This window comes from Microvirga yunnanensis, assembly GCF_025460875.1.
The window spans coordinates 36,465-62,313 of record NZ_JAMXFI010000023.1 but is presented as its reverse complement, the minus strand read 5'-3'; the positions used below and the strand labels follow the sequence as shown (position 1 = coordinate 62,313).

Annotated in this window: 27 protein-coding genes; 14 read left to right on the top strand and 13 right to left on the bottom strand. The window is 67.0% G+C overall.

All coding sequences use genetic code 11. From position 1 onward, the window contains the following. The first annotated feature begins 262 nt into the window (after positions 1-262). The 4 genes from NF876_RS13885 (at position 263) to NF876_RS13870 (ending at position 3,537) form a co-directional block, all read left to right on the top strand. Positions 263-1,231, top strand: coding sequence for an aliphatic sulfonate ABC transporter substrate-binding protein (locus tag NF876_RS13885; RefSeq protein WP_262269411.1), 969 nt, complete (start codon positions 263-265; stop codon positions 1,229-1,231). Between the two features lie 83 nt (positions 1,232-1,314). Continuing rightward, the gene (locus tag NF876_RS13880; RefSeq protein ID WP_262269382.1) at positions 1,315-2,220 is read left to right on the top strand and encodes an ABC transporter permease; all 906 of its coding nucleotides are present in this window, start codon (positions 1,315-1,317) and stop codon (positions 2,218-2,220) included. Next, positions 2,220-3,008: an ABC transporter ATP-binding protein gene (locus NF876_RS13875; protein ID WP_262269381.1), complete on the top strand. Its 789-nt coding sequence runs from the start codon at positions 2,220-2,222 to the stop codon at positions 3,006-3,008. The genes NF876_RS13880 and NF876_RS13875 overlap by 1 nt, the downstream gene beginning before the upstream one ends. Positions 3,009-3,027: 19 nt before the next feature. After that, on the top strand, positions 3,028-3,537 hold the full coding sequence (locus NF876_RS13870; protein WP_262269380.1) for an OsmC family protein: 510 nt from the start codon (positions 3,028-3,030) through the stop codon (positions 3,535-3,537). A gap of 257 nt (positions 3,538-3,794) precedes the next feature. Here NF876_RS13870 and NF876_RS13865 read toward each other — a convergent pair whose 3' ends face one another. Next, positions 3,795-5,078, bottom strand: coding sequence for a penicillin-binding protein activator (locus tag NF876_RS13865; protein ID WP_262269379.1), 1,284 nt, complete (start codon positions 5,076-5,078; stop codon positions 3,795-3,797). Positions 5,079-5,215: 137 nt separating this feature from the next. Between NF876_RS13865 and rsmI the strand changes: the two genes are divergently transcribed. Both rsmI and NF876_RS13855 read left to right on the top strand, forming a co-directional pair. Then, positions 5,216-6,154: a 16S rRNA (cytidine(1402)-2'-O)-methyltransferase gene (gene rsmI, locus NF876_RS13860; RefSeq protein WP_262269378.1), complete on the top strand. Its 939-nt coding sequence runs from the start codon at positions 5,216-5,218 to the stop codon at positions 6,152-6,154. Continuing rightward, positions 6,151-6,528 carry a YraN family protein gene (locus tag NF876_RS13855; protein WP_262269377.1) on the top strand — a complete coding sequence of 126 codons (378 nt, stop codon included), beginning with the start codon at positions 6,151-6,153 and terminating at the stop codon, positions 6,526-6,528. Before rsmI ends, NF876_RS13855 begins: the two co-directional genes overlap by 4 nt. A gap of 245 nt (positions 6,529-6,773) precedes the next feature. On the opposite strand, the gene NF876_RS13850 is transcribed toward NF876_RS13855, so the two are convergent. Then, on the bottom strand, positions 6,774-7,646 hold the full coding sequence (locus NF876_RS13850) for a LysR substrate-binding domain-containing protein (protein ID WP_262269376.1): 873 nt from the start codon (positions 7,644-7,646) through the stop codon (positions 6,774-6,776). 104 nt (positions 7,647-7,750) lie between these two features. Here NF876_RS13850 and NF876_RS13845 point away from each other — a divergent pair, with 104 nt between their 5' ends. Continuing rightward, on the top strand, positions 7,751-7,960 hold the full coding sequence (locus tag NF876_RS13845; RefSeq protein ID WP_262269375.1) for a DUF1127 domain-containing protein: 210 nt from the start codon (positions 7,751-7,753) through the stop codon (positions 7,958-7,960). Here NF876_RS13845 and NF876_RS13840 read toward each other — a convergent pair. Further along, positions 7,957-8,838 (bottom strand): lipid kinase, encoded by an 882-nt coding sequence (locus tag NF876_RS13840; RefSeq protein WP_262269374.1) that lies wholly within the window; start codon positions 8,836-8,838, stop codon positions 7,957-7,959. The genes NF876_RS13845 and NF876_RS13840 overlap by 4 nt on opposite strands. Positions 8,839-9,001: 163 nt before the next feature. On the opposite strand from NF876_RS13840, the gene gshB reads away from it, so the two are divergent. Continuing rightward, on the top strand, positions 9,002-9,946 hold the full coding sequence (gshB, locus tag NF876_RS13835) for a glutathione synthase (protein ID WP_262269373.1): 945 nt from the start codon (positions 9,002-9,004) through the stop codon (positions 9,944-9,946). A gap of 283 nt (positions 9,947-10,229) precedes the next feature. On the opposite strand, the gene hemW is transcribed toward gshB, so the two are convergent. Continuing rightward, entirely contained in the window at positions 10,230-11,390 is a 1,161-nt protein-coding gene (gene hemW, locus NF876_RS13830) for a radical SAM family heme chaperone HemW (RefSeq protein WP_262269410.1), read from the bottom strand. Positions 11,391-11,766: 376 nt separating this feature from the next. Here hemW and NF876_RS13825 point away from each other — a divergent pair, with 376 nt between their 5' ends. Then, a complete protein-coding gene (locus NF876_RS13825) occupies positions 11,767-12,438 on the top strand; it encodes a TetR/AcrR family transcriptional regulator (protein ID WP_262269372.1) in 672 nt (223 codons plus the stop codon). Between the two features lie 75 nt (positions 12,439-12,513). Next, positions 12,514-12,990 carry a DUF2852 domain-containing protein gene (locus NF876_RS13820; RefSeq protein ID WP_262269371.1) on the top strand — a complete coding sequence of 159 codons (477 nt, stop codon included), beginning with the start codon at positions 12,514-12,516 and terminating at the stop codon, positions 12,988-12,990. A gap of 161 nt (positions 12,991-13,151) precedes the next feature. Here the strand turns inward: NF876_RS13820 and NF876_RS13815 are convergent, their stop codons facing one another. Beyond that, complete coding sequence (locus NF876_RS13815; protein WP_262269370.1) at positions 13,152-13,793, bottom strand: non-canonical purine NTP pyrophosphatase; 642 nt, start codon at positions 13,791-13,793, stop codon at positions 13,152-13,154. Then, entirely contained in the window at positions 13,790-14,503 is a 714-nt protein-coding gene (gene rph / locus NF876_RS13810; protein ID WP_262269369.1) for a ribonuclease PH, read from the bottom strand. Before rph ends, NF876_RS13815 begins: the two co-directional genes overlap by 4 nt. A gap of 149 nt (positions 14,504-14,652) precedes the next feature. On the opposite strand from rph, the gene hrcA reads away from it, so the two are divergent. The 4 genes from hrcA (at position 14,653) to NF876_RS13790 (ending at position 19,926) form a co-directional block, all read left to right on the top strand. Then, positions 14,653-15,744 carry a heat-inducible transcriptional repressor HrcA gene (gene hrcA, locus NF876_RS13805; RefSeq protein WP_262269368.1) on the top strand — a complete coding sequence of 364 codons (1,092 nt, stop codon included), beginning with the start codon at positions 14,653-14,655 and terminating at the stop codon, positions 15,742-15,744. 124 nt (positions 15,745-15,868) lie between these two features. Beyond that, the gene (locus NF876_RS13800) at positions 15,869-16,270 is read left to right on the top strand and encodes a hypothetical protein (protein WP_262269367.1); all 402 of its coding nucleotides are present in this window, start codon (positions 15,869-15,871) and stop codon (positions 16,268-16,270) included. A gap of 336 nt (positions 16,271-16,606) precedes the next feature. After that, positions 16,607-18,412, top strand: coding sequence for a translation elongation factor 4 (gene lepA, locus NF876_RS13795; protein ID WP_262269366.1), 1,806 nt, complete (start codon positions 16,607-16,609; stop codon positions 18,410-18,412). A gap of 278 nt (positions 18,413-18,690) precedes the next feature. After that, positions 18,691-19,926: an MFS transporter gene (locus NF876_RS13790; RefSeq protein WP_262269365.1), complete on the top strand. Its 1,236-nt coding sequence runs from the start codon at positions 18,691-18,693 to the stop codon at positions 19,924-19,926. Between the two features lie 21 nt (positions 19,927-19,947). Here NF876_RS13790 and NF876_RS13785 read toward each other — a convergent pair whose 3' ends face one another. From NF876_RS13785 to NF876_RS13755, 7 genes are all read right to left on the bottom strand, one after another. After that, positions 19,948-20,727, bottom strand: a complete 780-nt coding sequence (locus NF876_RS13785) for an SDR family oxidoreductase (RefSeq protein ID WP_262269364.1) — start codon at positions 20,725-20,727, stop codon at positions 19,948-19,950. Positions 20,728-20,796: 69 nt separating this feature from the next. Next, positions 20,797-21,222 carry an arsenate reductase (glutaredoxin) gene (gene arsC / locus NF876_RS13780; protein WP_262269363.1) on the bottom strand — a complete coding sequence of 142 codons (426 nt, stop codon included), beginning with the start codon at positions 21,220-21,222 and terminating at the stop codon, positions 20,797-20,799. A gap of 83 nt (positions 21,223-21,305) precedes the next feature. Further along, positions 21,306-21,926 (bottom strand): hypothetical protein, encoded by a 621-nt coding sequence (locus NF876_RS13775; protein WP_262269362.1) that lies wholly within the window; start codon positions 21,924-21,926, stop codon positions 21,306-21,308. Positions 21,927-22,094: 168 nt separating this feature from the next. Further along, a complete protein-coding gene (locus NF876_RS13770; protein ID WP_262269361.1) occupies positions 22,095-23,183 on the bottom strand; it encodes a TRAP transporter substrate-binding protein in 1,089 nt (362 codons plus the stop codon). Positions 23,184-23,404: 221 nt separating this feature from the next. Next, positions 23,405-23,584 (bottom strand): DUF1328 domain-containing protein, encoded by a 180-nt coding sequence (locus NF876_RS13765; RefSeq protein ID WP_262269360.1) that lies wholly within the window; start codon positions 23,582-23,584, stop codon positions 23,405-23,407. 69 nt (positions 23,585-23,653) lie between these two features. Then, the gene (locus NF876_RS13760; protein WP_262269359.1) at positions 23,654-24,745 is read right to left on the bottom strand and encodes an ATP-dependent DNA helicase; all 1,092 of its coding nucleotides are present in this window, start codon (positions 24,743-24,745) and stop codon (positions 23,654-23,656) included. Continuing rightward, positions 24,742-25,635, bottom strand: a complete 894-nt coding sequence (locus NF876_RS13755; RefSeq protein WP_262269358.1) for a DMT family transporter — start codon at positions 25,633-25,635, stop codon at positions 24,742-24,744. The genes NF876_RS13760 and NF876_RS13755 overlap by 4 nt, the downstream gene beginning before the upstream one ends. Positions 25,636-25,849: the final 214 nt, after the last annotated feature.

Sequence of the window (25,849 nt, the reverse complement as noted above, 5' to 3'; positions counted from 1 at the left end):
AACAACCGCGCACGAGGAACCGTTTGACTTACCACCGGATGAGGGTTCCGCCCAAGGGCGGAGTGACAGGGTCCGCCCATCCGGATAGCCTGTTCTTTATAAGAGATAGTGTTTGACATAAAAAACACCCGGTTCTATAAACCGGACACGCGCCGATTTGAGCATGCAGATTGCGGGCGCGAAACAAGTGCAGCTAAAGCGCCGGGTGCGTGAAGGCCATAACGGTCCAGGCTCCCATGCGCGGAACATGGGACCGAACACGATGAGCCTGACCCGCCGCCTCCTGATCGCCGCTTCCCTGGCCACGGGACTCGCCTCCTTCGCAACCGCCGCCTCCGCGCAGGTGAAGGAAATCCGCATCGACTATGCGACCTACAACCCGGTCAGCCTCGTCCTCAAGGACAAGGGCTTCCTCGAGAAGGAACTGGAGAAGGACGGCATCAGCGTGCGCTGGGTGCAGTCGCTGGGCTCCAACAAGGCGCTCGAATTCCTCAATGCCGGCTCGATCGACTTCGGCTCCACGGCCGGCGCCGCCGCCCTGATCGGCAAGATCAACGGCAACCCGATCAAGTCGATCTACGTCTATTCCCGGCCCGAATGGACGGCGCTGGTCACCCGCAAGGACACGGGCATCACGAAGGTCGAGGACCTGAAGGGCAAGCGCGTCGCCGTGACCCGCGGCACCGATCCGCACATCTTCCTGGTGCGCGCCCTGCAGGAGGCCAAGCTCACCGAGAAGGACGTGAAGCTCGTTCTTCTCCAGCACCCGGACGGCCGCACCGCTCTCGAGCGCGGCGACGTGGATGCCTGGGCCGGCCTCGACCCGCTGATGGCGGCCGCGGAAGTGGAAAGCGGCGCCCAGCTCTTCTACCGCAATGCGGGAGCCAACACCTGGGGCGTGCTCAACGTCTCGGAATCCTTCGCCAAGGACAATCCGGCCCTCGTGCAACGCGTGCTTAAGGCCTATGAGGAAGCCCGCAAATATGCGCTCGCCAACAAGGACGAGCTGAAGAAGACCCTGGTCGCCTACACCAAGCTGTCCGACGCGGTGATCGAGCGCCAGCTCGAGCGTACGGAGCTGACCCATTCCAATATCGGTCAGCCCCAGGTCGACACGATCCTCGCCGCGGGCCTGGCCCTGCAGCAGGCCGGCGTCATCACCCCTGGCACCAATGTGCGCACCGCCGTCGATTCCCTCATCGACCGCCGCTTCGCCACCGCATCGCGCTGATGACTTCATCACGGGAGAGCGCCGTGACAGGCCAAGCCACGGCATCGGACCCAAAAGTGGTCCCCACTTTTGGGATCGATCCGATGCCTGCTTTCTCGAAGGGCGTGTCATCGAGTGCGGAAAACCCGAACCACTTTTCCGCACGACACGCCGGCCAAGCCTGGTCCTCCCATGAGGGTGCCGCCGCTCTCGCGGCCCCTGCCTCGACCGAGAAGCGACGCGCCTTCGACTGGCGCCTCCTTCTCGGCTTTTTATTGCCTATCGGTGTGGCGCTTCTCTGGGAGGCCGCCGTTCGTCTCGGCCTCGCGCAGGGCCGCCTCGTTCCACCGCCGAGCCGCATCGTCGCGACGCTCTGGGGGCTGGCGCAGACCGGCGAATTGTGGACCCATACCTGGATGACGCTCTGGCGCGTCCTCGTCGGCTTCGTGATCGGGGCCGCCGCCGGCATCGTGCTGGGAGCGCTGTCCGGCTCCAGCAAGACCATCCGGCACCTTCTCGACCCGACCCTTCAGGCCCTGCGGGCAATTCCCTCGATCGCCTGGGTGCCGCTCTTCATCCTGTGGCTCGGCATCTTCGAGGCCTCGAAGGTGGCGCTGATCGCCGTGGGCGTGTTCTTCCCGGTCTATCTCGGGATCGCGGGCGCGATCCTGTCCGTCGACCGCAAGCTCGTGGAGGTGGGCCACGTGTTCCGTCTCTCGCGCGTTCAGCTCGCCCGCCGCATCCTGCTGCCGGCGGTCCTGCCCGAGGCCGTCATTGCCCTGCGCTCGGGCCTCGGTCTCGGCTTCATGTTCGTGGTCGCGGCCGAGTTCATGGGCGCCTCGGAGGGCCTCGGCTACCTGCTCGTGGACGGGCAGCAGATGGGCAAGCCCGATCAGATCCTCGCGGCGATCATCGCCTTCGCGCTTCTCGGCAAGATCGCCGACAGCCTCCTGGTCGCGGGCACGAAGCCGCTCGTGCGCTGGCAGGACACCGTGCGGGAGCGGTTGTGATGCTGAACCTAGAGCACCTCTCGAAAACCTATGCCGACGGCACCCGCGCGCTCTCCGACGTCAACCTGACCGTGCAGGAAGGCGAGATCGTCTCGCTGATCGGCGGCTCGGGCTGCGGCAAGACCACCCTGCTGCGCCTGATCGCCGGGCTCGACCGGGCGAGCGCGGGCCGGATCCGCCTCGACGACGAGGTGCTGTCGGGCCCTCACCCCTCCGTGGGCATCGTGTTCCAGGAGCCGCGCCTGCTGCCTTGGCTGTCCGTTGCCGACAACATCGCCTTCGGTCTCGACGGCATCGTCGCCGCCGAGAGGAAGGCGCGGGTCGCCCATGCGCTCGACAAGATCGGCCTGTCCGAGCACGCGAACCGCTGGCCCCGCGACCTGTCGGGCGGCCAGCAGCAGCGCGTCTCCATTGCGCGCGCCTTCGTGACCAACCCGAAGGTGCTGCTTCTCGACGAGCCGTTCTCGGCGCTCGACGCCTTCACCCGCGCCAGCCTGCACGAGCATCTGCTCGGCCTGTGGGAGGAGACGCGCCCCACCGTCGTTCTCGTCACCCACGACGTGCAGGAGGCGGTGACGCTGGCCGACCGGGCCGTCGTCATGCAGCCGAAGCCCGGCCGCATCTTCGACGAACTGCCGCTGACGCTGTCGCGCCCGCGCGACAGGACGGGCCTGCCCTTCGAGACCTCCGTGCGCCGCGTCTTGACGGCCCTGGACCATTCCCTCAAAGCTCCCCAGCAGCAGCCGCAACGCGAGCGCGACCGCCAGGCCGCCGCGTTGTGGTGGTAACTCTCTCAAGGACATCATCATGGATGCGACTGCGCTTCGCGCCCTCCAGGCGCCGCTGAAGGATCAATACCGCAGCGACCCGAACTCCGCCGTGATCACCCTGAAGGCTCAGGGCACGCTCGACGACCAGCACATCGCCTGCAAGGTCGAGACCGGCCGCGCGCTCGCCGTCGCGGGCCTCCATCCGGCCACCGGGGGCTCCGGCGCGGAGCTGTGCTCGGGCGACATGCTGCTCGAAGCGCTCGTCGCCTGCGCGGGCGTGACCCTGAAGGCGGTCGCGACCGCCCTCGAGATCGACCTGCGCCACGGCGCCGTGAAGGCGGAAGGCGACCTCGATTTCCGCGGCACCCTCGGGGTCGACAAGACCGCGCCCGTGGGCTTCCGGAACATCCGCCTCTCCTTCGAGGTCGACACGGACGCCCCGCAGGAGAAGGTCGACCAGCTGCTCAAGCTCACCGAGCGCTACTGCGTGGTCTTCCAGAGTCTCAACAACAAGCCCGAGCTGAGCGCCACGCTGACGCGCAAGTAAGGCGGTCTGTTCGCTCGCCCGTGTGAGGTTCTGACGTCATGGCCGGGCCTGTCCCGGCCATCCCGATGGGGTGGAGCGCAGCGCTTCAATCCACCGGGTTCACCGGCACGAGGCCCGTGATGACGAGGAGAACGATCGAGCAAGGGCTAGAGCTGCTTCCACTGGCGTGGAATCACCTCTCTTCCTTGCCTCGCCGCATTTTTGACGGCGAACCGGATCCACTTCGCCGAAAAATGCTCCAGGACGTTGCCATGGCCTCAGTTCCCAGCCACCAGGGTCCGCGGCGCGCCGCTGATCGCAACGGCGGTACCGCCGCGGATCTCCTGCACGGTCAGAGCGCGCTGGTTGGTGCCGTCGGGATTGAACCGGAACACCCCGTCGGCCCCGGCGAAGCCTGCGGGGTTCGTGAGCATCCCGTCGGTGAAGGCCTGCGCCCCCTGTATCCGGGCGAGCGCCGCCGCCAGGGTCACGGCGTCGTAGGACAGGGTCGCGAGCCGGATCGGATCGACGTTGAAGCGCGCGCGGTAGCGCTCGGCGAAAGCCGTGAAGCCGCGCTTGTCGGGAGCCGCGAACCAGCCGCCCTGCAGAACGGGCAGAGCCGTCACCCGCGGCTCGTCCCACAGGCCGGTCCCGAGCGGCTTGACGCGCAGCGGATCGAAGCCCGCCATCTGCAGCGCCTGAGCGACGGCGGGCAGCCCGTCGCCGCTGTCGGGCATGAACAGGGCATCGGCCTGCGGCGCGGGGCCGCCGATCACGCCGGTCAAGCGCCGGACGGCGTCCTGAGGCTGGCCCGGCGGATAGGATTCGAGCGCCGCGATGCGGATTCCCTGCCGGGCGGCCGCCTGCTGCAGCCGCGCTCCGGCCACCCGGCCGTATTGGGTCTCGGGGATCAGGGCCGCGATGGAGCGACGCCCCTGACTGGCCGCGAAGGACACGATGCGGTCCACCTCCTCCTGCACGAGGAAGCTCAGGAGATAGACGCCCTGGGTGGCGACACTCGCATCCGTCGAGAAGCCGATGACCGGTTTGCCCCGTTGACGCGCCACCTGGCCGACGGCCTGGACGGAGCCGGCGAAGAGCGGCCCGACGATGAGCTCGGCTCCCTCGGCGAAGGCCTGCTGCGCGGCCGCCTGCGCGCCCTCCGGTGTGCCGCCGTCATCCTTGACGAGAAGCGTGAGGTCCGAGCCCTGGAATTCGCTGAGCGCCAGTTCGGCGGCGTTGCGCAGGCTCTGCGCCGCCACGGCGCCCTGCCCGGCCCCGGTCATGGGCAGGACCAACGCGACCTTGACGGGGCCGCTGCCGATGGTGGTGCCCGGCATCGGCCGGACGGGCGGAGCGTCCGGCAGCGGAGCGCCGGACGGCGGGATATCGGCCGCATAGAGCGGCTCGGCCGGTGCGGTCGCGGCGGGCCGGCTCGGCTTGCGGGCCGGCCCGCGGCTGGCGGAACTGACGCATCCGGACAGAACCAGCGCCGCGGACACAGCGGCGATCCAGGCCGCGCGGCCGGAAACGCCGCCTGGTCGATCGATGAAGCGCGCCATCTCCACCCCCCTTTGGAAACAGCCCTGGCAATGGAGGGAAGCGTGACAGCAAAAGGTAAACATTGTTTCCAATGCGGGGCCGAGGCCCCGACGTCCCAGCTTCCGCGCCGACGCCCCTCATGCGACAGTGACCGACGATGAGCCAGAGAATCGACAACAGAACCAAGCGGCGCGAGCCGACCGACCGGATCGCCACCTTCACGGCCTTCGGCCTCGCGGCCGAGGCCAAGCCCCTGTCGGCCGGCCTCTACGTGGTCGCGACCCCCATCGGCAACCTGCAGGACGTGTCCTTCCGGGCGCTCAACGTGCTGGCCGCCGCGGACGCGGTCCTGGCCGAGGATACGCGGGTGACGAAGACCCTCCTGGCCCATTACGGCATCACCACCCCGCTCGTGTCCTATCACGAGCATTCCAACGACGCCGTGCGCGAGCGCATGATCCACCGGATCCGCGAAGGCCAGGCGCTGGCCCTCGTGTCGGATGCCGGCACGCCGCTGGTGTCGGATCCGGGCTACAAGCTCGTTCAGGCGGCGATCGAGGAAGGCCTGCCGGTCACCCCGATTCCCGGCCCCTCCGCGGTGCTGACTGCCCTCGTCGCCTCGGGCCTGCCGACGGATCGCTTCTTCTTCGAGGGCTTCCTGCCCTCGAAGAGCGGCGCGCGCCGCGCGAGGCTTGCCGAGATCGGCGCGATCCCCGGCACGCTGATGCTGTTCGAGGGACCGCATCGCCTGCCCGAGATGCTGGCCGATGCCGCGGAGGTTCTCGGCGAGCGCCAGGCCGTGGTGGCGCGCGAACTCACCAAGATGTTCGAGACGATCCGGCGCGGCACCCTGCCCGAGCTGGCCCAGCAATTCGCCCAGGAGGGCCCGCCCAAGGGCGAGATCGTGGTGCTGATCGGCGAGTCGACGAAAGAGATGCACGCGGCCGAGGCCGATGCGGCGCTCGACGGCCGGCTCGAAGCGGCCCTGAAGAACCATTCGATCAAGGACGCGGCGGCCCTCGTCGCAGCGGACCTCAACCTGCCCAAGCGCGAGGTCTATGCCCGCGCGCTGGCGCTTGCGAAGAAGGACCCATGAAGAGCGCCCTGGAGCATCGGCAGGCGACTTTTCTGCGCGGTCATCGCGCCGACTGGATCGCCCTGCTGGTCCTCCTGGCCAAAGGCTATCGCCCCCTCGCCCGCCGCTACGCGGCCGCGGGCGGCGAGATCGACCTGATCGTCATGCGCGGCGACACCGTCGCGTTCGTCGAGGTGAAGGCTCGGGGCCTGATGGACGATGCGCTCTCGGCCATCACGGCCAGGAAGCGCCAACGGTTCTCGTGGGCGGCGCGCGCGTGGCTCTCCCGCAATCCGTGGGCGGCGGGCAGGACCTGGCGGGCCGATGCGGTGTTCCTGGCGCCCCGACGATGGCCGCGGCACGTCATGTCGGCGTTCGAGCTGGAGATGCGCTAGAGCATTTTTCGGCGAAGTGGGTCCGGTTCGCCGTTGAAAATGCGGCAAGCGAGAGAAGAGAGATGATTCCACGCGAGTGGAAACAGCTCGAGAGCATCGGACGGACCCGGAGGGCCGCGCCGAACGATGCGTCGCTCAAGCAATGGAGCATCGGACGTGTGATCGAACTCGCGCCCGATGCTTTAAGCTTTTGTTGTGGAGCATCTTTTCACGCAAAACCGGTTCCCACTTTTGCGCCCGATGCGCTAGGCAGCCATCCGGTGCCGATCCGCGACGGCTTCGCGGATGTGCCGGGCCAGCTCCTGCACCACGTGATTGCCGCCGTCGCGCGGCAGGTAGAGATTGACCATGAAGGGCGGTAGGGCCGGCAGGCCCGAATCCGCTCCCAGCACGTCGAACCCGCCCGGCACGGTCGAGGCCATCCAGGCCATCACGGCGATGTCGGCCGCGACCGTCGCCACCTGGGCCGAGGTGTTCGTCACTTCGGAGACCGAACGCCATTCGATCCCCGCCTTCTGCAGGGCCTCGCGGATCGGAGCCCGGAACGCGCAGTCGGAACAGCCGACGGAGACGGGCAGAGGCCGCTGGCGCGCCGCATCGCCGCCTCGGGCTCCGACCCACACGAGCCGGTCCATCACGAGATTCTCGCCGTCGGAATCGCAGGCCATCTCGGTGGCCAGCACCACGTCGACCTTGCCGTCGTAGAGCTTCGCGCGCAGCGACGCGCTGGAGCCGCTGTTGAGCGAGATCTGCACCCGCGGATAAAGGCGGGCGAAATACTTCAGGAATGTCGGCAGGTAGGTGGTGATGATGTCGCTCGGGATGCCGAGCCTCACCTCGCCCTCGAATTCCGGCGTGGTCATCTCGGTCCAGATCTCGTCGTTGAGGGCCAGCATCCGCTTGGCCCGCCCGAACAGGCGCTCGCCGGCCGTGGTCAGGGTGACGCCGCGCCGGTCGCGGACGATGAGCTCTTCGCCCAGCGTCTCCTCGAGCCGCTTGATCTGCTGGCTCACGGCCGCCTGGGTGAGGTTGAGAACCCCCGTGGCGGCCGTCATGCCGCCGGCATCCACCACGGCCACGAAGGCTCTCAGAAGGCTGACATCGAGATTGCGCGCCATGATCGGCCTCAATAACGGATCATTATCATCAATATAATGAACATTCGTTTCCATTATGCAAGGGGTAGGCGCATCCTGGTCTCATCGAACTTGAGGAGACAGCCATGACAGCCCATCCGGTCACCCTTCTTCGGACCTCTCACCCGTCGTCCGGCAAGCCGTCGCGCATCCGCAGCCTCTTTGCCTCGCTCATGCACGAGATCGAGATCCGCCGCGCCCTGCGCGAGGTCAGCGCCCTGGACGACGCCGCGATGCACGATATCGGCCTCACCCCCGGCAACGTCGAGGACGTGGTCCGGTGCGGCCGACATTAATCTCCGGATTTCGGAGCGAACACGGTCACGGCCGCCGGCCGGATCGAGAAATGGGCGGGCGTCCGGGTCACGATCTCCCCATCCGCATTGATCGGCCTCGGCTTGCGCGTGCGGATGTCGAACTCCTGAGCCCGGACCGCCCGGACCTCGTTCCAGGCGCCATGCTGCCCGTGGCGGAATGAGCGCGCCATGAGGGCGAGCTTCCAGGCGCGCTCCAGTTCGAGGCTGTAGAGATCGAGATGCTGGTCGTCGATGGCGGCATCCTTCTCCACCGCGTTCCCGCCCCCATAGAAGCGCCCGTTGCCGACCGCAATCTGCAGCGTCCGCACGCGAACGGATTCGTTCTCGCTGGTGATGGTGGCCCGGAAGGGCTTCGCCCGGGCCAGAACCTTCAGGGCCACCAGGGCATAGCCGAGGCGTCCCCAGCGGCGCTTGATGTCCCGCGTCAGCTTCTGCGCCAGCTCCGCCGACAACCCGAGGCTCGCCACGTTGAAGAAGGGCTCGCCGTTGACGATGCCGAGATCGATCTTGCGCGTCAGGCCGTCTGCGATGACCTGGGCGGCCCCGTCGAGATCGAAGGGAATGCCCAGCGTGCGGGCGAGATCGTTGGCCGTGCCCAGGGGCAGAATTCCCAGGGGCAATCGCGCCTCGATCACGCCGAAGGCGGCCGCGTTTAAGGTGCCGTCGCCGCCGCCCACGACGGCGCAGTCCACATCCTTCGCATACTTGACGATGAGCGGCGACAGGTCTTCCCGTCGGCTGCATTCCAGATGAACGGGCTCGATGCCATGATCCTTCAGGCGCTCGATGGCGATCTCGCACTGGGCGGCGCCGCTGCGGCTCTTGGCATTGACGATCAGAAGGGCGCGGCGTGGCATGCTCGACTACATGGAAAAGCTTGAGGGGATCCGCAAGGGGCATCGTCGAAGCGGGGCCGTGGGATAACCCGCCTCCCGGCTTTTCGTTCACGCGGCCCGCGATGAAGAGTTGCCATCCCGCATTTTAAGGCCAATAACCCTGCTTCCCAAGGAGACCTGACGCATGACCCTCACCGTTGCGTTCCAGATGGATCACATCCGCAGCATCAAGATCGCGGGCGATACGGGCTTCGCGCTGCTGCTCGAAGCCCAGTGGCGCGGACACCGGGTCCTGCATTATACGCCCGACCGGCTTTCCTTGCGCGACGGTGCGGTGGTCGCCATGGCGGAGACCATCGAGGCGCGCGACGTGGAAGGCGATCATTTCACCCTCGGAACGCCCGAGCGGATCGACCTGTCGCGTGTCGATGCGGTGCTCATGCGCCAGGACCCGCCCTTCGATCTGGCCTACATCACGGCCACCCATTTCCTCGAGCGCATCCATCCCAAGACCCTGGTGGTCAACGATCCGACCCATGTGCGCAACGCGCCGGAAAAGATCTTCGTCACCCATTTCCCGCACCTGATGCCCCCGACCCTGATCTCCCGCGACAGGCAGGAGATCGACGAGTTCCGGCGCGAGCACGGCGACGTGGTGATGAAGCCGCTCTACGGCCACGGCGGCGCGAGCGTGTTCAAGGTCGGCCGCGAGGACCCGAATTTCGGCTCGCTCTACGACCTGTTCGCCAACCTGTTCCGCGAGCCCTGGGTGATCCAGCGCTTCCTGCCCAAGATCACCGAGGGCGACAAGCGCATCATCCTCATCGACGGCGAGGCGGCGGGCGCGATCAACCGGGTGCCGGCGGCCAACGACATCCGCTCCAACATGGTGCGCGGCGGCGCGGCGAAGCCGACCGACCTGACGCCGCGCGAGCGCGAGATCTGCGAGACGATCGGCCCCGATCTCAAGCGCATGGGCCTGATCCTGGTGGGCATCGACGTGATCGACGGCAACCTCACGGAGATCAACGTGACGGCCCCCACGGGCATCCGGGCGATCAAGCGCCTCGGCGGGCCCGATCTCGCCGTGAGGGTCTGGGACGTGATCGAGGGCAAGGTGGGCCGCTAGCGCATCGGACGGACCCAGAGGGCCGCGTCAGCGAAAAGTGGACCCGGTTTTCACTAGCGTGGCCCTTCGGGTCGCTTGCGCGGCCCGCTGGGTCCGCCTCATCCGATGCGCCGATCAAGAGCGGGAGCCTCGGATGAATCCCAAAAGTGGTGTCCACTTTTGGGTCCGAGGCTCTAGGCTCTCCGCTCACCCGTCATGGCCGGGCCTGTCCCGGCCATCCCGATTCCGCGAACCGCCGCGCCTCGAACCGCCGGGACAGAGCCGGTGATGACATAGGGGTTCCCTATGCGGCCAGTTCCGCGATCACCGCATTGAGCACCGGGAAGCCCTTGGGGGTCACGGCGAGGCGTGCCCCGTCATGGCGGACGAGCCCCTCCTCTTCGAGGATCCGCAGGCGCCTCGGGTTGATCGTCCTGCCCGTGAAGGCCTCGAAGCGGCGCGGGTCGACGCCTTCCTTGAGTCGCAACCCCATGAGCAGGAACTCGTCGCCCTCGGCCTCGGAGGTCAACACCTCCTCGTCGACGACGCCGTGGCCCTCGCGCTCCACCAGCTCCAGCCACGTCTCGGGATGCTTCTCGGTCGCGGTGGCGAGCCGCGCGTTGCCGGTCACGAGACGCCCATGGGCGCCCGGGCCGATGCCCGCATATTCGCCGTAGCGCCAGTAGAGCAGGTTATGGCGCGATTCCGCCCCGGACCTGGCATGATTCGAGATCTCGTAGGCCGGCAGCCCGTGCTTCGCGCAGACCTCCTGCGTGATGTCGTAAAGGGCGCGGCCCGTCTCCTCGTCCGGCACCGTGATCTTGCCCGCATCGTAGAGGCGCTGGAACCAGGTGCCGGGCTCGATGGTGAGCTGGTAGAGCGAGAGATGCTCGACCGCGTGGGCGATCGCCTGCTCGAGTTCCGCCCCCCAGGCCTGCGGAGTCTGGCCCGGACGGGCGTAGATGAGGTCGAAAGAGTAGCGCTCGAAGATGGCGGCGGCGATCTTCACCGCTCCCAGAGCCTCCTCGACGGAATGCATGCGCCCTAGCCGCTTGAGATCGGGATCGTTGAGCGCCTGGACGCCGAGCGAGACCCGGTTGATGCCGGCGGCCCGGTAGCCGCGGAAGCGCTCCGCCTCGACGCTGGTGGGATTGGCCTCGAGCGTCACCTCGGCCCGCGGGTCGATTCCCCAGGCCCCGCCGATGGCGTCGAGGATCGCCCCCACGGTCTCGGGCCGCATGAGCGAGGGCGTTCCGCCGCCGAAGAAGATGCTCGTGACCGTGCGCCCCGGGATGCGCGAAGCCGTATGGGCGATCTCGCTCCGGAAGGCCGCCAGGAACCGCTCCTGATCCACCGGCTGGTGGCGGACATGGCTGTTGAAGTCGCAATAGGGGCACTTGGAGGCGCAGAAGGGCCAATGGACATAGATGCCAAAGCCCACATCGCGCGTCGGATGATCGATCATGGGCCGTATATGGCAGGTCGAAGCCCGAACGTCACGGGTGGCGTTGTCGCGCGACGGCGTCGGGTGTGCGGTGAGGGCGCGATGCGAATCGGGGTCGCGGGACATCACCCTGTCATGGCCGGCCGTGTGCCGGCCATAGGGATCGGACGAACGTCGCGACTCAAGCCGTCGGGATCGCCGGCAAGGCCGGTGACGGCGTGCGAGGGACGAGGCTGAAGCGCCAGCTCGGTCCGTCGGTGAACAGACGCGGTCTCCGGCCATGAAACTTTTCTGAACCCGATCACTCACACGGTTGTTCACTCCCAGATCGCCTTCCGTTCTGGCCTCCGCCGGCGCGGAGCCCTAAGATCGGGCGGCAGAGAGTTAGGAACCCAGCATGCGGCATTGGCGCGGCCCGTTCGACCGGCAGGGCTATCACCACGGCAACCTCAAGGAGGCGCTGATCGAGGCGGCGCAGCGCTTCATTGCCGAGCGGGGAATCGGCGGATTCACCCTGGCGGACGCCGCCAAGCTGGTCGGGGTCACGCCGGCGGCGCTCTATCGCCATTTCCGCGGCCGGGACGCGCTCGTGGCCGAGGTCGCCTTCCGCGGCTACGACGAGCTGGCGAAGCGGCTCGGCCGGGCCCTGCAGAGCGAGGGCACGGCGCTGGAGCGCTTCACCCGCATGGGCGAGGCCTATCTGGCCTTCGCCGAGCAGGAGCCGGGCTTCTACACCGCCATGTTCTCCGCCAAGCCGGCCGAGAGCGACGCGTCCTGCGGGCCGTTCTGGGCCAAGAGCATCCAGAGCGGGGGCAAGCCGGTGGGCAACGCCTTCGATTTCCTGGTCCAGGCTCTGTCCCAGACCTTCCCGGAGGGCTTCCAGAGCGTCGATGTCCGGTTCATCGCCATCGAGGTCTGGGCCCTGTCCCACGGCATCGCGACCCTCGACGCCGCGGGCCAGCTGCCGAAGGGCCCCGGCCTGCCGGACAAGTACGAACTTTTGCGGGCCGGCGTGCTCGCGCTCGTCCATGGGGCCATGAAGGGCCGGTCCGACGCTTCCGCGAAATAATCGGAACACACTCCCTTGAAAGCGCCAAAATCCATCCGCATGTTAATGTTGTTAGCATTAACATAGGGACCTCCAATGTCTGACTCTGCCTCCGCCGCCTGGAACGCGGGCCCACATGCGGGCCCCTGGAACAACGGCGCTCACCGCCGCTGCGGGCGCAAGCCCGGACGCGGTCTGGAAATCGTCGGCATCATTCTGGGCTTCATCTTCGTCTGGCCGCTCGCGCTGGCCTATCTGGTGTGGAAAATGTGTGGATATCCGAAATACGACGAGGCGCGAGCCTTCTTCCGCGACACCTTCGGCCGGGCCAAGGATGATTTCTTCGCCTCGCGCGGACCGGCCGGCTTCGGCGGCTTCGCCAGCACGGGCAATGCGGCCTTCGACGAGTATCGCCGCAGCGAGCTCGAGCGCCTCGAGCAGGAGCGCCGCAAGCTCGACGAGGAGGCCCGCGAGTTCAGGAACTTCGTCGAGGAGCTGAAGCGGGCCAAGGACCGCGAGGAGTTCGACGCCTATATGGCCAGGCGCCGGGGCAACGGCACCACGAACGTCTAAATCGACGATCCAAGTCGGTGGAGCGCCCTTCGGGGCGCTCCTTCTTTTTGGTCACCTATTTGCGTCATGGCCGGGCTTGTCACGGCCATCTCGACGGGAAGAAGGCTGCGCTTCAAGAGATCGGGATCACCGGCACGGAGTCGGTGAGGACGTCGACGGCATCACACCCGGTGCAGGCAGCCGGCCGCGAGCTTCACGAAGGCGCGGGCCCGGTGGGACAGGCCCTCCGGCTCCGGCTTCGACCAGTCGATGCCGTGCTTCTCCTCCGAGGAGATCTCCCCGAACGTCTCGGTGAACCCGTCCGGCTGGAACATGGGATCGTAGCCGAAGCCCTTGTCGCCCCGCGGCGGCCAGACGACCTGGCCGAAGACCCGCCCCTCGAACAGCTCCTCGTGCCCGTCGGGCCAGGCAATGACGAGGGCGGAGACGAAATGAGCCTTCCGGTCCGTCGCCTCGCGCTTCAGCAGCTCGCGCTCCACCCGCTCCATGGCGGCGTTGAAATCCCGCTTCGGCCCGGCCCAGTCGGCCGTGAACAGGCCCGGCGCGCCGTCGAGCGCATGGACGCACAGGCCCGAATCGTCGGAGAGCGCCGGCAGGCCCGTGGCGATCGCCGCCGCATGGGCCTTGATGGCGGCGTTCTCGGCGAACATGTGGCCGGTCTCGTCGGGGACCGGCAGTCCGAGCTCGCCGGCCGACACGGCCTCGACGCCGAAGGGAGCGAGCAGCTCCCGCATCTCGCTGAGCTTGCCCGCGTTGTGGGTCGCGATGACGACCTTGCCGGTCAGGGACCGATGGATGTTCATGCCACGGCCTTCTTCTGCAGGTCGACCAGCTGCGCCACGCCGGCCTTGGCGAGCCGCAGGAGCCCCAGGAACTCCTCCTCGGAGAACGGCTTGCCCTCGGCCGTGCCCTGAACCTCGACAATGCCGCCCGAGCCCGTGATCACGAAATTGGCGTCCGTCTCGGCGGCCGAGTCCTCCGCATAGTCGAGATCGAGCACCGGCTGGCCCTGATAGATCCCGCAGGAGATGGCAGCGACCGGCTCCCGCAGGGGGTTGATCGAGATGATCGAGCGGTTCTGCATCCAGGTGAAGCATTCGTGCAGGGCCACCCAGGCGCCCGTGATCGAGGCGGTGCGGGTGCCGCCATCGGCCTGGATCACGTCGCAATCGACCACGATCTGCTTCTCGCCGATGGCCGGCAGGTTGACGACGGCCCGGAGCGAGCGGCCGATCAGGCGCTGGATCTCCTGGGTGCGCCCGGACGGCTTGCCGGAATTGACCTCGCGGCGGGTGCGCTCGTGCGTGGCGCGGGGCAGCATGGAATATTCCGCCGTCACCCAGCCCCGGCCGGTGCCGCGCAGCCACGGCGGCCCCTTTTCCTCGAGAGAGGCCGTGCAGATCACCTTGGTGTTGCCGAAGGAGACCAGGCAGGAGCCTTCCGCATAGCGCGCCACACCCCGCTCCAGGGTGACGGGACGCAGTTCGTCGGGGGCGCGTTTGGACGGACGCATGGCGGGTTTCTCCTGAAAGCTCGTGCGATTCCCCGCCTGTTTGGAGCCGCAGGACGGTTTAGGCAAGCGCAAGGGTTGCTTAAAGGGCGTCGGATCCGCACATAATACTGACTTGCAGGGTGGAATTGTGAGAGCGTAGAACCCTTCGGATGCATCCTACCGGTCCATTTTCCCATCTGTCGGAAACCCGCGCCATCGCGGAGCTGAACGACCGTTCCCGCGAAATCTTCCGGCAGATTGTCGAGAGCTACCTCGTCACCGGCGAGCCGGTGGGCTCGCGCCATCTCTCGCGCATTCTGCCGATGACGCTCTCCCCCGCATCGATCCGCAACGTGATGGCGGACCTCGAGGCGGCCGGCCTGATCTTCGCGCCCCACACGAGCGCCGGACGGCTGCCGACCGAGACAGGCCTGCGTTTCTTCGTCGACGCCATGATGGAGATCGGCGACGTCACCTCCGAGGAGCGCTCGCGCATCGAGGCGCAGATGCGGGCGGCTGCTTCCGGCCATACCCTGGAAACGGCCCTGGCCGAGGCCTCCACGCTCCTGTCCGGCGTCTCGCGCGGCGCCGGCGTCGTGGTGACGTCCAAGTCCAATGCACGCCTCAAGCACATCGAATTCGTGCGTCTCGACCCGAGTCGGGCCCTGGTGGTCCTCGTCTCCGAGGACGGCTCGGTGGAAAACCGCCTCCTCGACCTGCCGGCGGGCCTGCCGGCGGGCGCCCTGGTCGAGGCCGGGAACTTTCTCAATGCCCGCATCCAGGGCAAGACCCTCGGCGACGTGAAGCGCGAGATCCAGACCCGTCGCGAGGAGATGGAGCGCGAGCTCGATGCGCTGACCGCCAGGCTCGTGGAGGCGGGGCTCGCCACCACGGCGGGGCCGGCGGATTCCCGCCAGCTCATCGTGCGCGGCCAGGCCAACCTCCTCGACGACCTGAAGGCCGCCGAGGATCTGGAGCGCATCCGCCTGCTCTTCTCGGACCTGGAGACCCAGACCGACGTGATCGACCTCCTGAGCCGGGCCGAAGGCGGCGAAGGGGTGCGCATCTTCATCGGCTCGGAGAACAAGCTGTTTTCGCTCTCCGGCTCGTCGATGATCGCCGCTCCCTTCCGGGACGGCAGCCAGAAGATCGTCGGAGTTCTGGGCGTCATCGGCCCGACCCGGCTCAACTACGCCCGCATTGTCCCGATGGTCGATTACACCGCCAAGGTGATCACCCGCATCCTGGAGCGTGGCCGGTAAAGCGCGACCGCCGCTCCGCCCTCATGCTCGGTCCGCCACGTTGCCAGGGAACCATCCCCGTCTGACGCGTTAACCCTCCTGTCCGCACATGCGGCCAATGTTCCTACCAATGGAGGAGGTTTCCTTGAAGACAGCAGCGATCATCGCCGGCGTCGGCCTCATGATGCTCGGCACCGTAGCCCAGGCCCAGACCAGCGGCACCCCCGGTTCGCCCTTCCCGAACGCCGCCCCGCACGAAGTCCAGATGATCAACGGCGTGCCCTGCCGGACCATTCTCGACCGCGAGAGCAACACGCGCGTCCCGGTCCAGTGCGCCAGCCAGGCCGGCATGATCGGCATGGACCCGACGACCACCGGCAGCGTTCTCGTCGCCCCGAGGGCCGCCGGGGCTCCGGTCTCCGGCACGCCGGCCTCCGCCTTCCCGACGGCCGCCCCCCACGAGATCCGGGTCATCAACGGCGTGCCTTGCCGCACCGTCCTGGTCCAGGGCACCGACCAGCGCGTTCCCGTCGAGTGCGCCCGGTAAGCGTCCCATGCGTCGACAGGCGCGGACGGCCTGTTCCGCGCCTGCCCCCGTTCCTCGCTGAGTGCGAGGCCCGCTCCGACCGGGGCACGATGGCGGGAATGCTCCCCGCCGGTCGGCCGATCAGCCCGAAACCATCCCATTCAAGCCTCCTGCCAGGCCCGTAGAGCCCCGTCCGGGCGGCCCGATCCGGGAGCCCCGGGCCGGAGACACGCCCGTTTTACCGCGCCCGAGGGCCGACCATGGGACGGTCCTCTGCCGGCACGCGACACCAGCCTCCCTTGGCTTTGGGGGGCCACCCTGCTATTGCGGCCTGAACCTTCTTATATCAGCAGAATTATGACCGCTCGCACCTTCGACAACATCCGCAACTTCTCCATCGTGGCCCATATCGACCACGGCAAGTCGACGCTCGCCGACCGCCTGATCCAGACCACGGGGGCGCTCTCCGCCCGTGAGATGACGGAGCAGGTGCTCGACAACATGGACATCGAGCGTGAGCGCGGCATCACGATCAAGGCCCAGACCGTGCGCCTCGACTACAAGGCGCAGGACGGCAAGACCTACATCCTGAACCTCATGGACACCCCCGGGCACGTGGACTTCGCCTACGAGGTCTCGCGTTCGCTCGCCGCCTGCGAGGGCTCCCTGCTGGTGGTCGACGCCTCGCAGGGCGTGGAGGCCCAGACGCTCGCCAACGTCTACCAGGCCATCGACGCCAACCACGAGATCGTGCCGGTCCTCAACAAGATCGACCTGCCCGCCGCCGATCCCGACCGGATCAAGGAGCAGATCGAGGAGGTGATCGGCATCGACGCCTCGGACGCGGTGCCGATCTCGGCCAAGACCGGCCTCAACATCGAGGGCGTCCTGGAGGCCATCGTCCAGAAGCTGCCCCCCCCGAAGGGCGACCCGGATGCGCCGCTCAAGGCCCTCCTGGTCGATTCCTGGTACGACGCCTATCTCGGCGTGGTCGTGCTCGTGCGCATCGTCGACGGCACGATGAAGAAGGGCCAGACCATCAAGATGATGGGCACCGGCGCCGCCTATTCCCTCGACCGCGTCGGCGTATTCTCGCCGAAGATGACCGAACTGGCCCAGCTCGGCCCCGGCGAGGTCGGCTTCTTCACCGCCTCCATCAAGGAAGTGGCCGACACCCGCGTCGGCGACACCATCACGGACGACCGCAAGCCCACCGCCGAGGCGCTGCCCGGCTTCAAGCCCGTGCAGCCGGTGGTGTTCTGCGGCCTCTTCCCGGTCGACGCCGCCGAGTTCGAGAACCTGCGCGCCGCCATGGGCAAGCTGCGCCTCAACGACGCCAGCTTCTCCTACGAGATGGAAACCTCCGCGGCCCTCGGCTTCGGATTCCGCTGCGGCTTCCTCGGCCTGCTGCATCTCGAGATCATCCAGGAGCGCCTGGAGCGCGAGTTCAACCTCGACCTCATCTCGACGGCTCCGTCCGTGGTCTATCATCTCAAGCTGCGCGATGGTTCGACCATCGAGCTGCACAACCCGGCCGACATGCCGGACGTGATGAAGATCGAGAGCATCGAGGAGCCGTGGATCCGCGCCACCATCCTCACGCCGGACGATTATCTCGGGTCCGTCCTCAAGCTCTGCCAGGAGCGGCGCGGCATCCAGATCGACCTCAACTATGTCGGCAAGCGCGCCATGGTGGTCTACGACCTGCCGCTCAACGAGGTCGTGTTCGATTTCTACGACCGCCTGAAGTCGATTTCGAAGGGCTACGCCTCCTTCGACTACCACATCTCCGACTATCGCGAAGGCGACCTGGTGAAGATGTCGGTGCTCGTCAACGGCGAGCCTGTCGATGCCCTCTCCATGCTGGTCCACCGCGACCGGGCCGAGGGTCGCGGCCGCGCCATGTGCGAGAAGCTCAAGGAACTCATCCCGCCGCACATGTTCCAGATCCCCGTGCAGGCCGCGATCGGGGGCAAGATCATCGCCCGCGAGACCATTCGGGCTCTGCGCAAGGACGTGACGGCCAAGTGCTACGGCGGCGACGCAAGCCGCAAACGCAAGCTGCTCGACAAGCAGAAGGAAGGCAAGAAGAGGATGCGCCAGTTCGGCAAGGTCGACATCCCGCAGGAAGCCTTCATCGCCGCCCTGAAGATGGACACCTAGAAGGAACAGCCGTCGAGGCTTCTTCCGCACAATGTTCAGGCCCGGCTTGCAACCAAGCCGGGCCTTTCATTTTGTCGCTGCACTGCAGCAGCAAAGGCTGGAACCTGCCCTCCGCCCCAGAGTTCAACTCAGCGCGGGGCTCTGGTCTCTTTCAATGATCGATGGATGAAGAACGGGGTCTTCCGACGCCGGGCTTCGGCACGTCCATGGGTGCAAGGGACCGCATCTTTCCGCACGCCGCACATCCGAGCCACAGGATCTCGTTCGAAGGAGAACCCATGACTTCGTCCCTGCGGGCCACGTTGCCGACGCTTCTCGCCCTCCTTCTCGGCTATGCTCTCATGCAGGTCGGCAATACCTTGCAGGGCACCCTGCTCAGCGTGCGCGGGAGCATCGAGCAGTTCACCCCGACGGAGATCGGCGCCGTGGGCTCCGCCTTCTGGGGCGGGATCGTGATCGGCTCGCTTTATGCCGGGCGCGTCATTCAGCAGGTGGGCCATACCCGCACCTTCGCGGCCCTGGCGGCGGTTGCCGCGTCGACCGCGCTGTTCCACCTCCTGGTGATCAGCCCTGCCGTCTGGATCGCCGCACGGGCCCTGACCGGGTTCTGCTTCGCAGGCCTTTTCATCGTGGTCGAAAGCTGGCTCAACGCCTCGGTGACCGCCCAGACCCGCGGACAGGTTCTCTCCGTCTACGGCATGACCGGGCTCATCGCCGGCATCGGCGGACAGATGCTCCTGCCGGCGGGGGATCCCTACGGCTACCGGCTGTTCTGCTTCGTCGCCATCCTCATCTGCCTGGCTCTCGTCCCGACCGCCCTGTCGCGCGCCACCGCACCGGCTCACGCGGTCAGCGACACGAAGATCAACCTGATGCAGCTCTACCGCCAATCGCCCTTCGGCGTGGTGGCGGCCGTTCTCTGCGGCGTCACCACCAGCTCGTTCTTCGCGCTCGGGCCGATCTGGGCGCAGGAGCGCGGACTGGACACCGCCGAGATCGCGATCTTCATGGCCTGCGGCACGCTCGGCGGCTTTGCCACCACCTACCCTCTCGGCTGGCTCTCGGACCGCATGGACCGGCGCCACGTGATCATCGGGGCCTCGGCGATGGCGGCCGCGATCCTGCTCGCGCTCATTCATTTCGTGCCGCTCACCGTGCCGGTCTGGCTGATTTTCCTCTATGTGGCCGTCTTCGGCGGCAGCGTGATTCCCACCTACAGCATCGTCACCGCGCATGTGAACGACATGGTGAAGCCAGGCGAGTTCGTCGCGGCGGCGGGCGGCCTTCTGATCCTGCAGGGTGTGGGCGCCACGGTCGGCCCGATCATCGCCGGCGTGGCCATGACGGAGTTCGGACGGCTGGGGCTTCTCTATGTCGTGATCATCGCTCAGACCCTGATGGCGATCTGGGGCGCCTATCGCAGCCTGCGGCGCGCCGCACCGTCCTCGGAGAAAAAGGAAACCTTCGTTCCCGAACCCTCCATCCCGGTCGGCACGCAGCTGGAGGCGTCCTGAGCGCCTCCGGCTGGCCGGTCTCTACACCAGCAGCGACTGTGCCCCGTCGATCCAGACCGGCGTGCCGGTGATGTGCCGTGCGCGGTCGGAGGCGAGGAACAGCACGAGCTCGGCCACCTCCTCGCTCGTGCCCGGCGCCTGGCCGGTGAGCGGGATGGAGCCGGCCGGATATTCGGCGGGAACCTCCGCCTCTTCCGTGTGCCGCTTCGTGGTGTTGTCGGAAATCTCCGTGTCGATCTTGCCGGGGCAGACCACGTTCACGCGGATCCTGTGCTTGGCGAGTTCGACCGCCAGCATCTGCGCCATCGCCACCTGGGCGGCCTTGGTGGCCGAATAGGCGGTCGCGCCCGCGCTGGTGAAGGTTCGCGAACCGTTGATCGACGCCGTGATGACGATGGCGCCCCCGTCCCTCTTCAGATGCGGCACCGCATAATGGAGCGTCAGGTAGGTGCCGCGCAGGTTGGTGTTGATCGTGCGGTCCCATTCCTCGGGCTGCAGCTCATCGATGGGAGCCCAGACGCCGTTGATGCCCGCATTGGCGAACACGATATCGAGGCGGCCGAAGGCCTCGACCAGATCGGCTACGGCCTTGCGCATCTGACCGTCATCTGCAACGTCGGCGACCAGCGCGACGGCCCTGCCGCCCGCGTGCTCGATCTCCTCGGCGACCTTGCGGATTTCGCCGTCCGTGTGGCTCAAAACGCCCACCATGGCGCCCTCGCGCGCGAAGCGCAGGGCCGCCGCCTTGCCGATGCCCGACCCTGCGCCCGTCACGAGCGCGACCTTGCCTTGAAGTTCCATGGTGCTGCCTTTCCTCCGAACGGACCTGTCCCTGAACCGGAGGAAGCGGCGGCTTGTTCCCTCGGCGCCTCAAGCCAGGCCGACGCGGCGCCCGGAGGCGTCGACCACCGGCTCGCCGTCTTCCTTGACGAATTCGCCCTGTTGCGGTGGCAAGATGTCGAGCACGGTCTCGGACGGGCGGCAGAGCCTGACGCCCATGGGCGTGACGACAATCGGGCGTTCGATCAGGATCGGGTGCGCCATCATGGCGTCGAGCAGATCATCGTCGCTCAAGGACGGATCGGCAAGGCCGAGTTCCTCGTAGGGGGTGCCCTTCCGGCGCATCACGTCGCGGATGCTGACACCCATGCGCTCGACCAGCTGACGAAGGAGCAGACGGGTCGGGGGCGTCTTCACATACTCGATGACATGCGGCTCGATCCCGGCGTTCCGGATCAGCCCAAGGGTGTTGCGGGAGGTCCCGCATTGGGGATTGTGGTAGATGATCACGTCCATGGCTTGTCCTGACGATCGAGGAAGGACGTCATGCTTGCCACGGTCCATGAGGGATGGCCAGCCGCGGGTGCCGACGCGAAGGGTCAGCCCTGGCAGGCCGCCCTGCTCTGCACCTTCAATCGCGACAGCAGGCGCTGCGAAAGCGCATCGTGGGCCCCGCGCGTCTCGACGCCGGACAGGGACAGTTCGAGCACCCATTCGTCGGAGAGCGGCACGATCAGGGTTTCCACGGTCATGCCGTGAGGGGCCGTCGGCAGATTGGCATCGACCCAGGTGGCGGACCAGCGCGTCGCTCCGGCATCCGACGACAGGGAGACCGACTGCGCCGGGCGTCCGAGAAGCGCCTCGTAATCCTGCTGCAGGGCGGCGGCGTCGCGGCTCGCCAGATCGGGTTGCGGCATGCCGCGCAGGTCTTGAGCCGAGCGGAGCCCTACGGCGAGCTCCTCGTCGGAGGACGCAGCCTCGATCCCGCTGCCGGTTGACCGCCACTCATCCGGGAGGGAGAGCGAGAAGCAGAGTTCCGGAGCGGCCCGGCCCGTCACCCAGGTCTGGCCGGTGGCCGGATCGAAGCGTGTCCGAACGGACCCGTTCACCGGCGCCGTCGCCAGGGGGGCATTGGCGGCCTGCACGGCTGGGGCCACGGCAAGGCCTGCCAGAACGACTGCCCTGCGGGCCCATGCTCCCCAATTGTCGACGCAGTGCACCTTGGCCTCCAGCGGTAGCGGATCCTTGTTTATCCATGGCAACGCGTCGAAAGCGCGGCGGTTGCGTGTCCAGAGGCATGCCCCCGGGCTCTCATGGGCGGAAGAGAACGAGCGCGGAACCGGGCAACACGAGAAAGGCGGGCCGGAGCCCGCCCTCCTCGTCCGTGATCAGCCGCGGGCGCGGGCACGGATCATGAAGGTGTCGTAGGCGTATTCCGCCACCTGGAACCAGAGATATTCCTCGCCGCGGAAAGCCTTGTAGCTGTCGTAGATCTTCTTGAAATCGGCGTTCTTGGCCGAGATCTCGTCATAGACCTCGTTGGCCGCCTTGTAGGCCGCGTCCATGATCTCCTGCGAGAACGGGCGCAGCTGCGCGCCGTTGCCGACCAGGCTGCGCAGGGCAGCCGGGTTGCGGGCATCGTACTTGGCCTGCGTGTCGACGTTCACATAGCCTGCGGCGGCCTGGATGGCCGCCTGGTAGGGCTTGGGCAGCTCGTTCCATTTCTGCAGGTTGACATAGAAGTGGATGGCGGGACCGCCCTCCCAGAAGCCCGGATAGTAGTAGAACGGCGCGACCTTGTTGAGGCCGAGCTTCTCGTCGTCGTAGGGCGCCACCCATTCGGCGGCGTCGATGGTGCCGCGCTCCAGCGACGGGTAGAGATCGCCGCCGGCGATCTGCTGCGGCACCACCCCGAGCTTGCCCATGATCTGGCCGGCCAGGCCGGCGATGCGCATCTTGAGGCCCTGCAGATCCTGGACGGTTTTGATCTCCTTGCGGAACCAGCCGCCCATCTGCACGCCGGTATTGCCTCCCGGCAGAGCGTAGACGTTGTGCTTGGCATAGAACTCGTTGAGCAGGGCGTTGCCGTTGCCCTGGTAGAGCCAGGCGTTCATCTGGCGGGAGTTGAGGCCGAAGGGCAGCGTGGTGCCGATGGCGAAGGTCGGATCCTTGCCCACGTAATAGTACGAGCAGGTATGGCCCATCTCGACGGTTCCCCCGCCGATCGCGTCGAGCGCCTGAGGCGCACCGACGATCTCGCCGGGTGCGAAGGTCTGGATCTGGAACTTGCCGTCGGTGGCCTCAGCCACGAGCCTGGCGAAGGTCTCGCCGCCGCCGAACAGGGTGTCGAGGGATTTCGGAAAGGCCGAGGTCAGACGCCAGCGAATCTCGGGGTTCGACTGGGCGATGGCCGGCTTGGCAATGGCTCCGGCGGCGGCGCCGACGGTGGCTGCCTGGAGGAATGCACGACGTTTCATGGGCGTCCCTTTCATTCGTTTCCGATTGAAGGCGCGCCTGAGAAGAAAGTTTCAACGCGACGCACTCAAACGAATAGTTGAGACGCCCCTATAGCGGGCCGGGCGGAAGATGGGAGGGGCTTCGAAGCAGGGACTTCATGCATCCAGCGCATGCGTGAACCGGCCCTGGGGCGAAGCGCGCAGCCGGCCGTTCCGCCCCTCCGGTGTCGGGGAAAAACCCGTCAGAAGATCAGCTCGCCCGCGCCCCAAGCGAGGAGGATCAGGAGGACGAAGGCGAGGAGGAAAAGGCCGAACAGGACCTTGGCGATGGTCTTGGCCCCGGAGGCGACGCCTGTGAATCCCAGGGCGCCCGCCACGAGGGAAATCACCAGAAAGATCAGAGCCCATTTCAGCATGTGCATGTCCTTGTCGCTTATGGCCGAGCTACAGGGATTAAGCGCCCAAGCTTGATCCGGTTCCGGTCATCGGGCTCAGATCACCACGGTGACCTTCTCGGCCGCACGGGTCAGGGCCGTGTAGAGCCAGCGGCTGCGATGCTCGCGGAAGGCGTAGGATTCGTCGAAGAGCACCAGGTCGTCCCATTGCGACCCCTGCGCCTTGTGAACGGTCAGCGCATAGCCGTAGGTGAACTCGTCGGATTCCTTGCGCAGGACGAACGGCACCTCCTCCTCGGTCCCCTCGAAGAAGGCCTTGTGCACGGCGACCTCCACGGAGCGGCGGCGGGCGTCGTCGTCGGGCAGCACGTCCATGCGGATGAAGTCGTTGCGGATGCCGCGCAGGGCCTGGATGGTCCAGGTGCCGCCGTTGAGCAGCCCCTTGGTCTTGTCGTTGCGCAGGCACACGAGCTTCTCGCCCGCCGCCGGCATGGGATCGCGGTAGCCGTTCAATTCGCGCAGGCGCGTGTTGTAGAGGCGCCGGGTCTTGTTGAGGCCGACGAGAACCTGATCGGCCGCCATGACGGCGGCGGCGTCGATCTCGCGGCGGCGGATGATGCGACTTTCGCCGTAGGTCCCGGGCTCCAAGCGTCCGCCTTCCCGGACTGTCATCGACAGGTGAATGATGGGATTGTCCTTGGCCTGCCGGTGCACCTCCGTGAGCATCACGTCGGGCTCTCCGTCCGTGAAGAAGCCCCCACCCTTCACCGGCGGCAACTGCGCCGGGTCGCCCAGCACGAGAACGGGCTGCCCGAAGGACAGGAGATCGCGCCCGAGTTCCTCGTCCACCATGGAACATTCGTCGATGATGATGAGGTCGGCCTTGGAGGCGGGGCTCTGACGGTTGAGGACGAATTGGGGACCGTTCTCGTCCGACTCCCGCGAGCGGTAGATCATCGAATGGATCGTCGAGGCGTCGGCGCAGCCCTTGGTGCGCAGCACCAGAGCCGCCTTGCCCGTATAGGCGCCGAAGGCCACCTCGCCGTCCACGTTCTCGGCGATGTGCTTGGCGAGCGTCGTCTTGCCCGTGCCGGCATAGCCGAAGAGACGGAACACCGGACGGTCGCCGCGGCGCAGCCAGGCGGCGACGGCTTTCAGGGCGGCATCCTGTTGCGGCGACCAGGTCATGCGGATTTCGCCTCGCGATGGAGAGAATAGAGAAGACCGACGATGATGATGCCGCTCCCGAGGAAGACGTACGGATCGAGCGCCTCGCCGTAGAACTGCCAGCCGACGAAGGCGATCAGCGGGATGCGCATGAAATCCAGCGGGACCACCATGGTGGCATCGCCGCGCCGGTAGGCGTTGGTGAGGCAGTAATGCGCCAGGAGACCGCCGACGCAGATGCCCACCAGGGCCAGCGCATGCGAGGGCTGGACCTGAAGCCAGAAGGCCCGTCTCACGCCCGCGAGGTTCATCGGGAGCTGCAGCAGGTTCATGAAGAACAGGATCGAGAAGGTGCTTTCCGTCATGGTCAGCCGCTTGGTCATGATCGCCACGAGGGCGAAGCTGAACGCCACGCCGAGCATGAGAAAACTGGCCGGCTGCAAGGTTTCCAGCCCGGGGCGGAGGATCACGAGAATGCCGATGAAACCGAGCACGATGGCGACGAGGCGTCCGCCCGTCATCTTCTCCTTGAGCAGCGGGACCGCCAGCAAGGCGACCCAGGCGGGCGTCGTGAACTCGAGGGCGAAGACGGTCGCGAGCGGCAGGAGCGTAAGGCCGAACGCCCACCCGTCGGTGCCGAGGAAATGCAGGACGTTGCGGGCCAGATGCAGGGGAAAACGGCGCGGCTTCAGCCCGGGCCGCAGTTCCGGCCGGACCATCGCGAGCAGGAGCAGGATGAGGACTCCGGCGGCATTGCGCACGGCGAGCATCTCGAAGATCGAGAACGCGGGTGCGAGCGCACGCACCGCAACGGCCGTTGCGGAGAAGGAGAGGAGTGCGCCGCTCATCCAAAGAACGACGGCGAGGATGCTGCGATGGGGCACGGCGGTCCAACCGGTGTGAGGATCCACTCGCTTAGCCTGCCTCCGCGACCGCGTGAAGCCTCCATGGTCATTCGAGCAAGCGACCAACACGCGCATGAGGCAGGGCGAGCTGAAGCAAACCGACGGCTAATCCTCGCAGCGACGATCCCGCGGAGGATGCCGATGTGTGATTCTCGACGCGGCTGACGACTCTCCGGCCGATTTTCACGCCGCTCGTGCGAAAATTTTTACGTCACGCGCG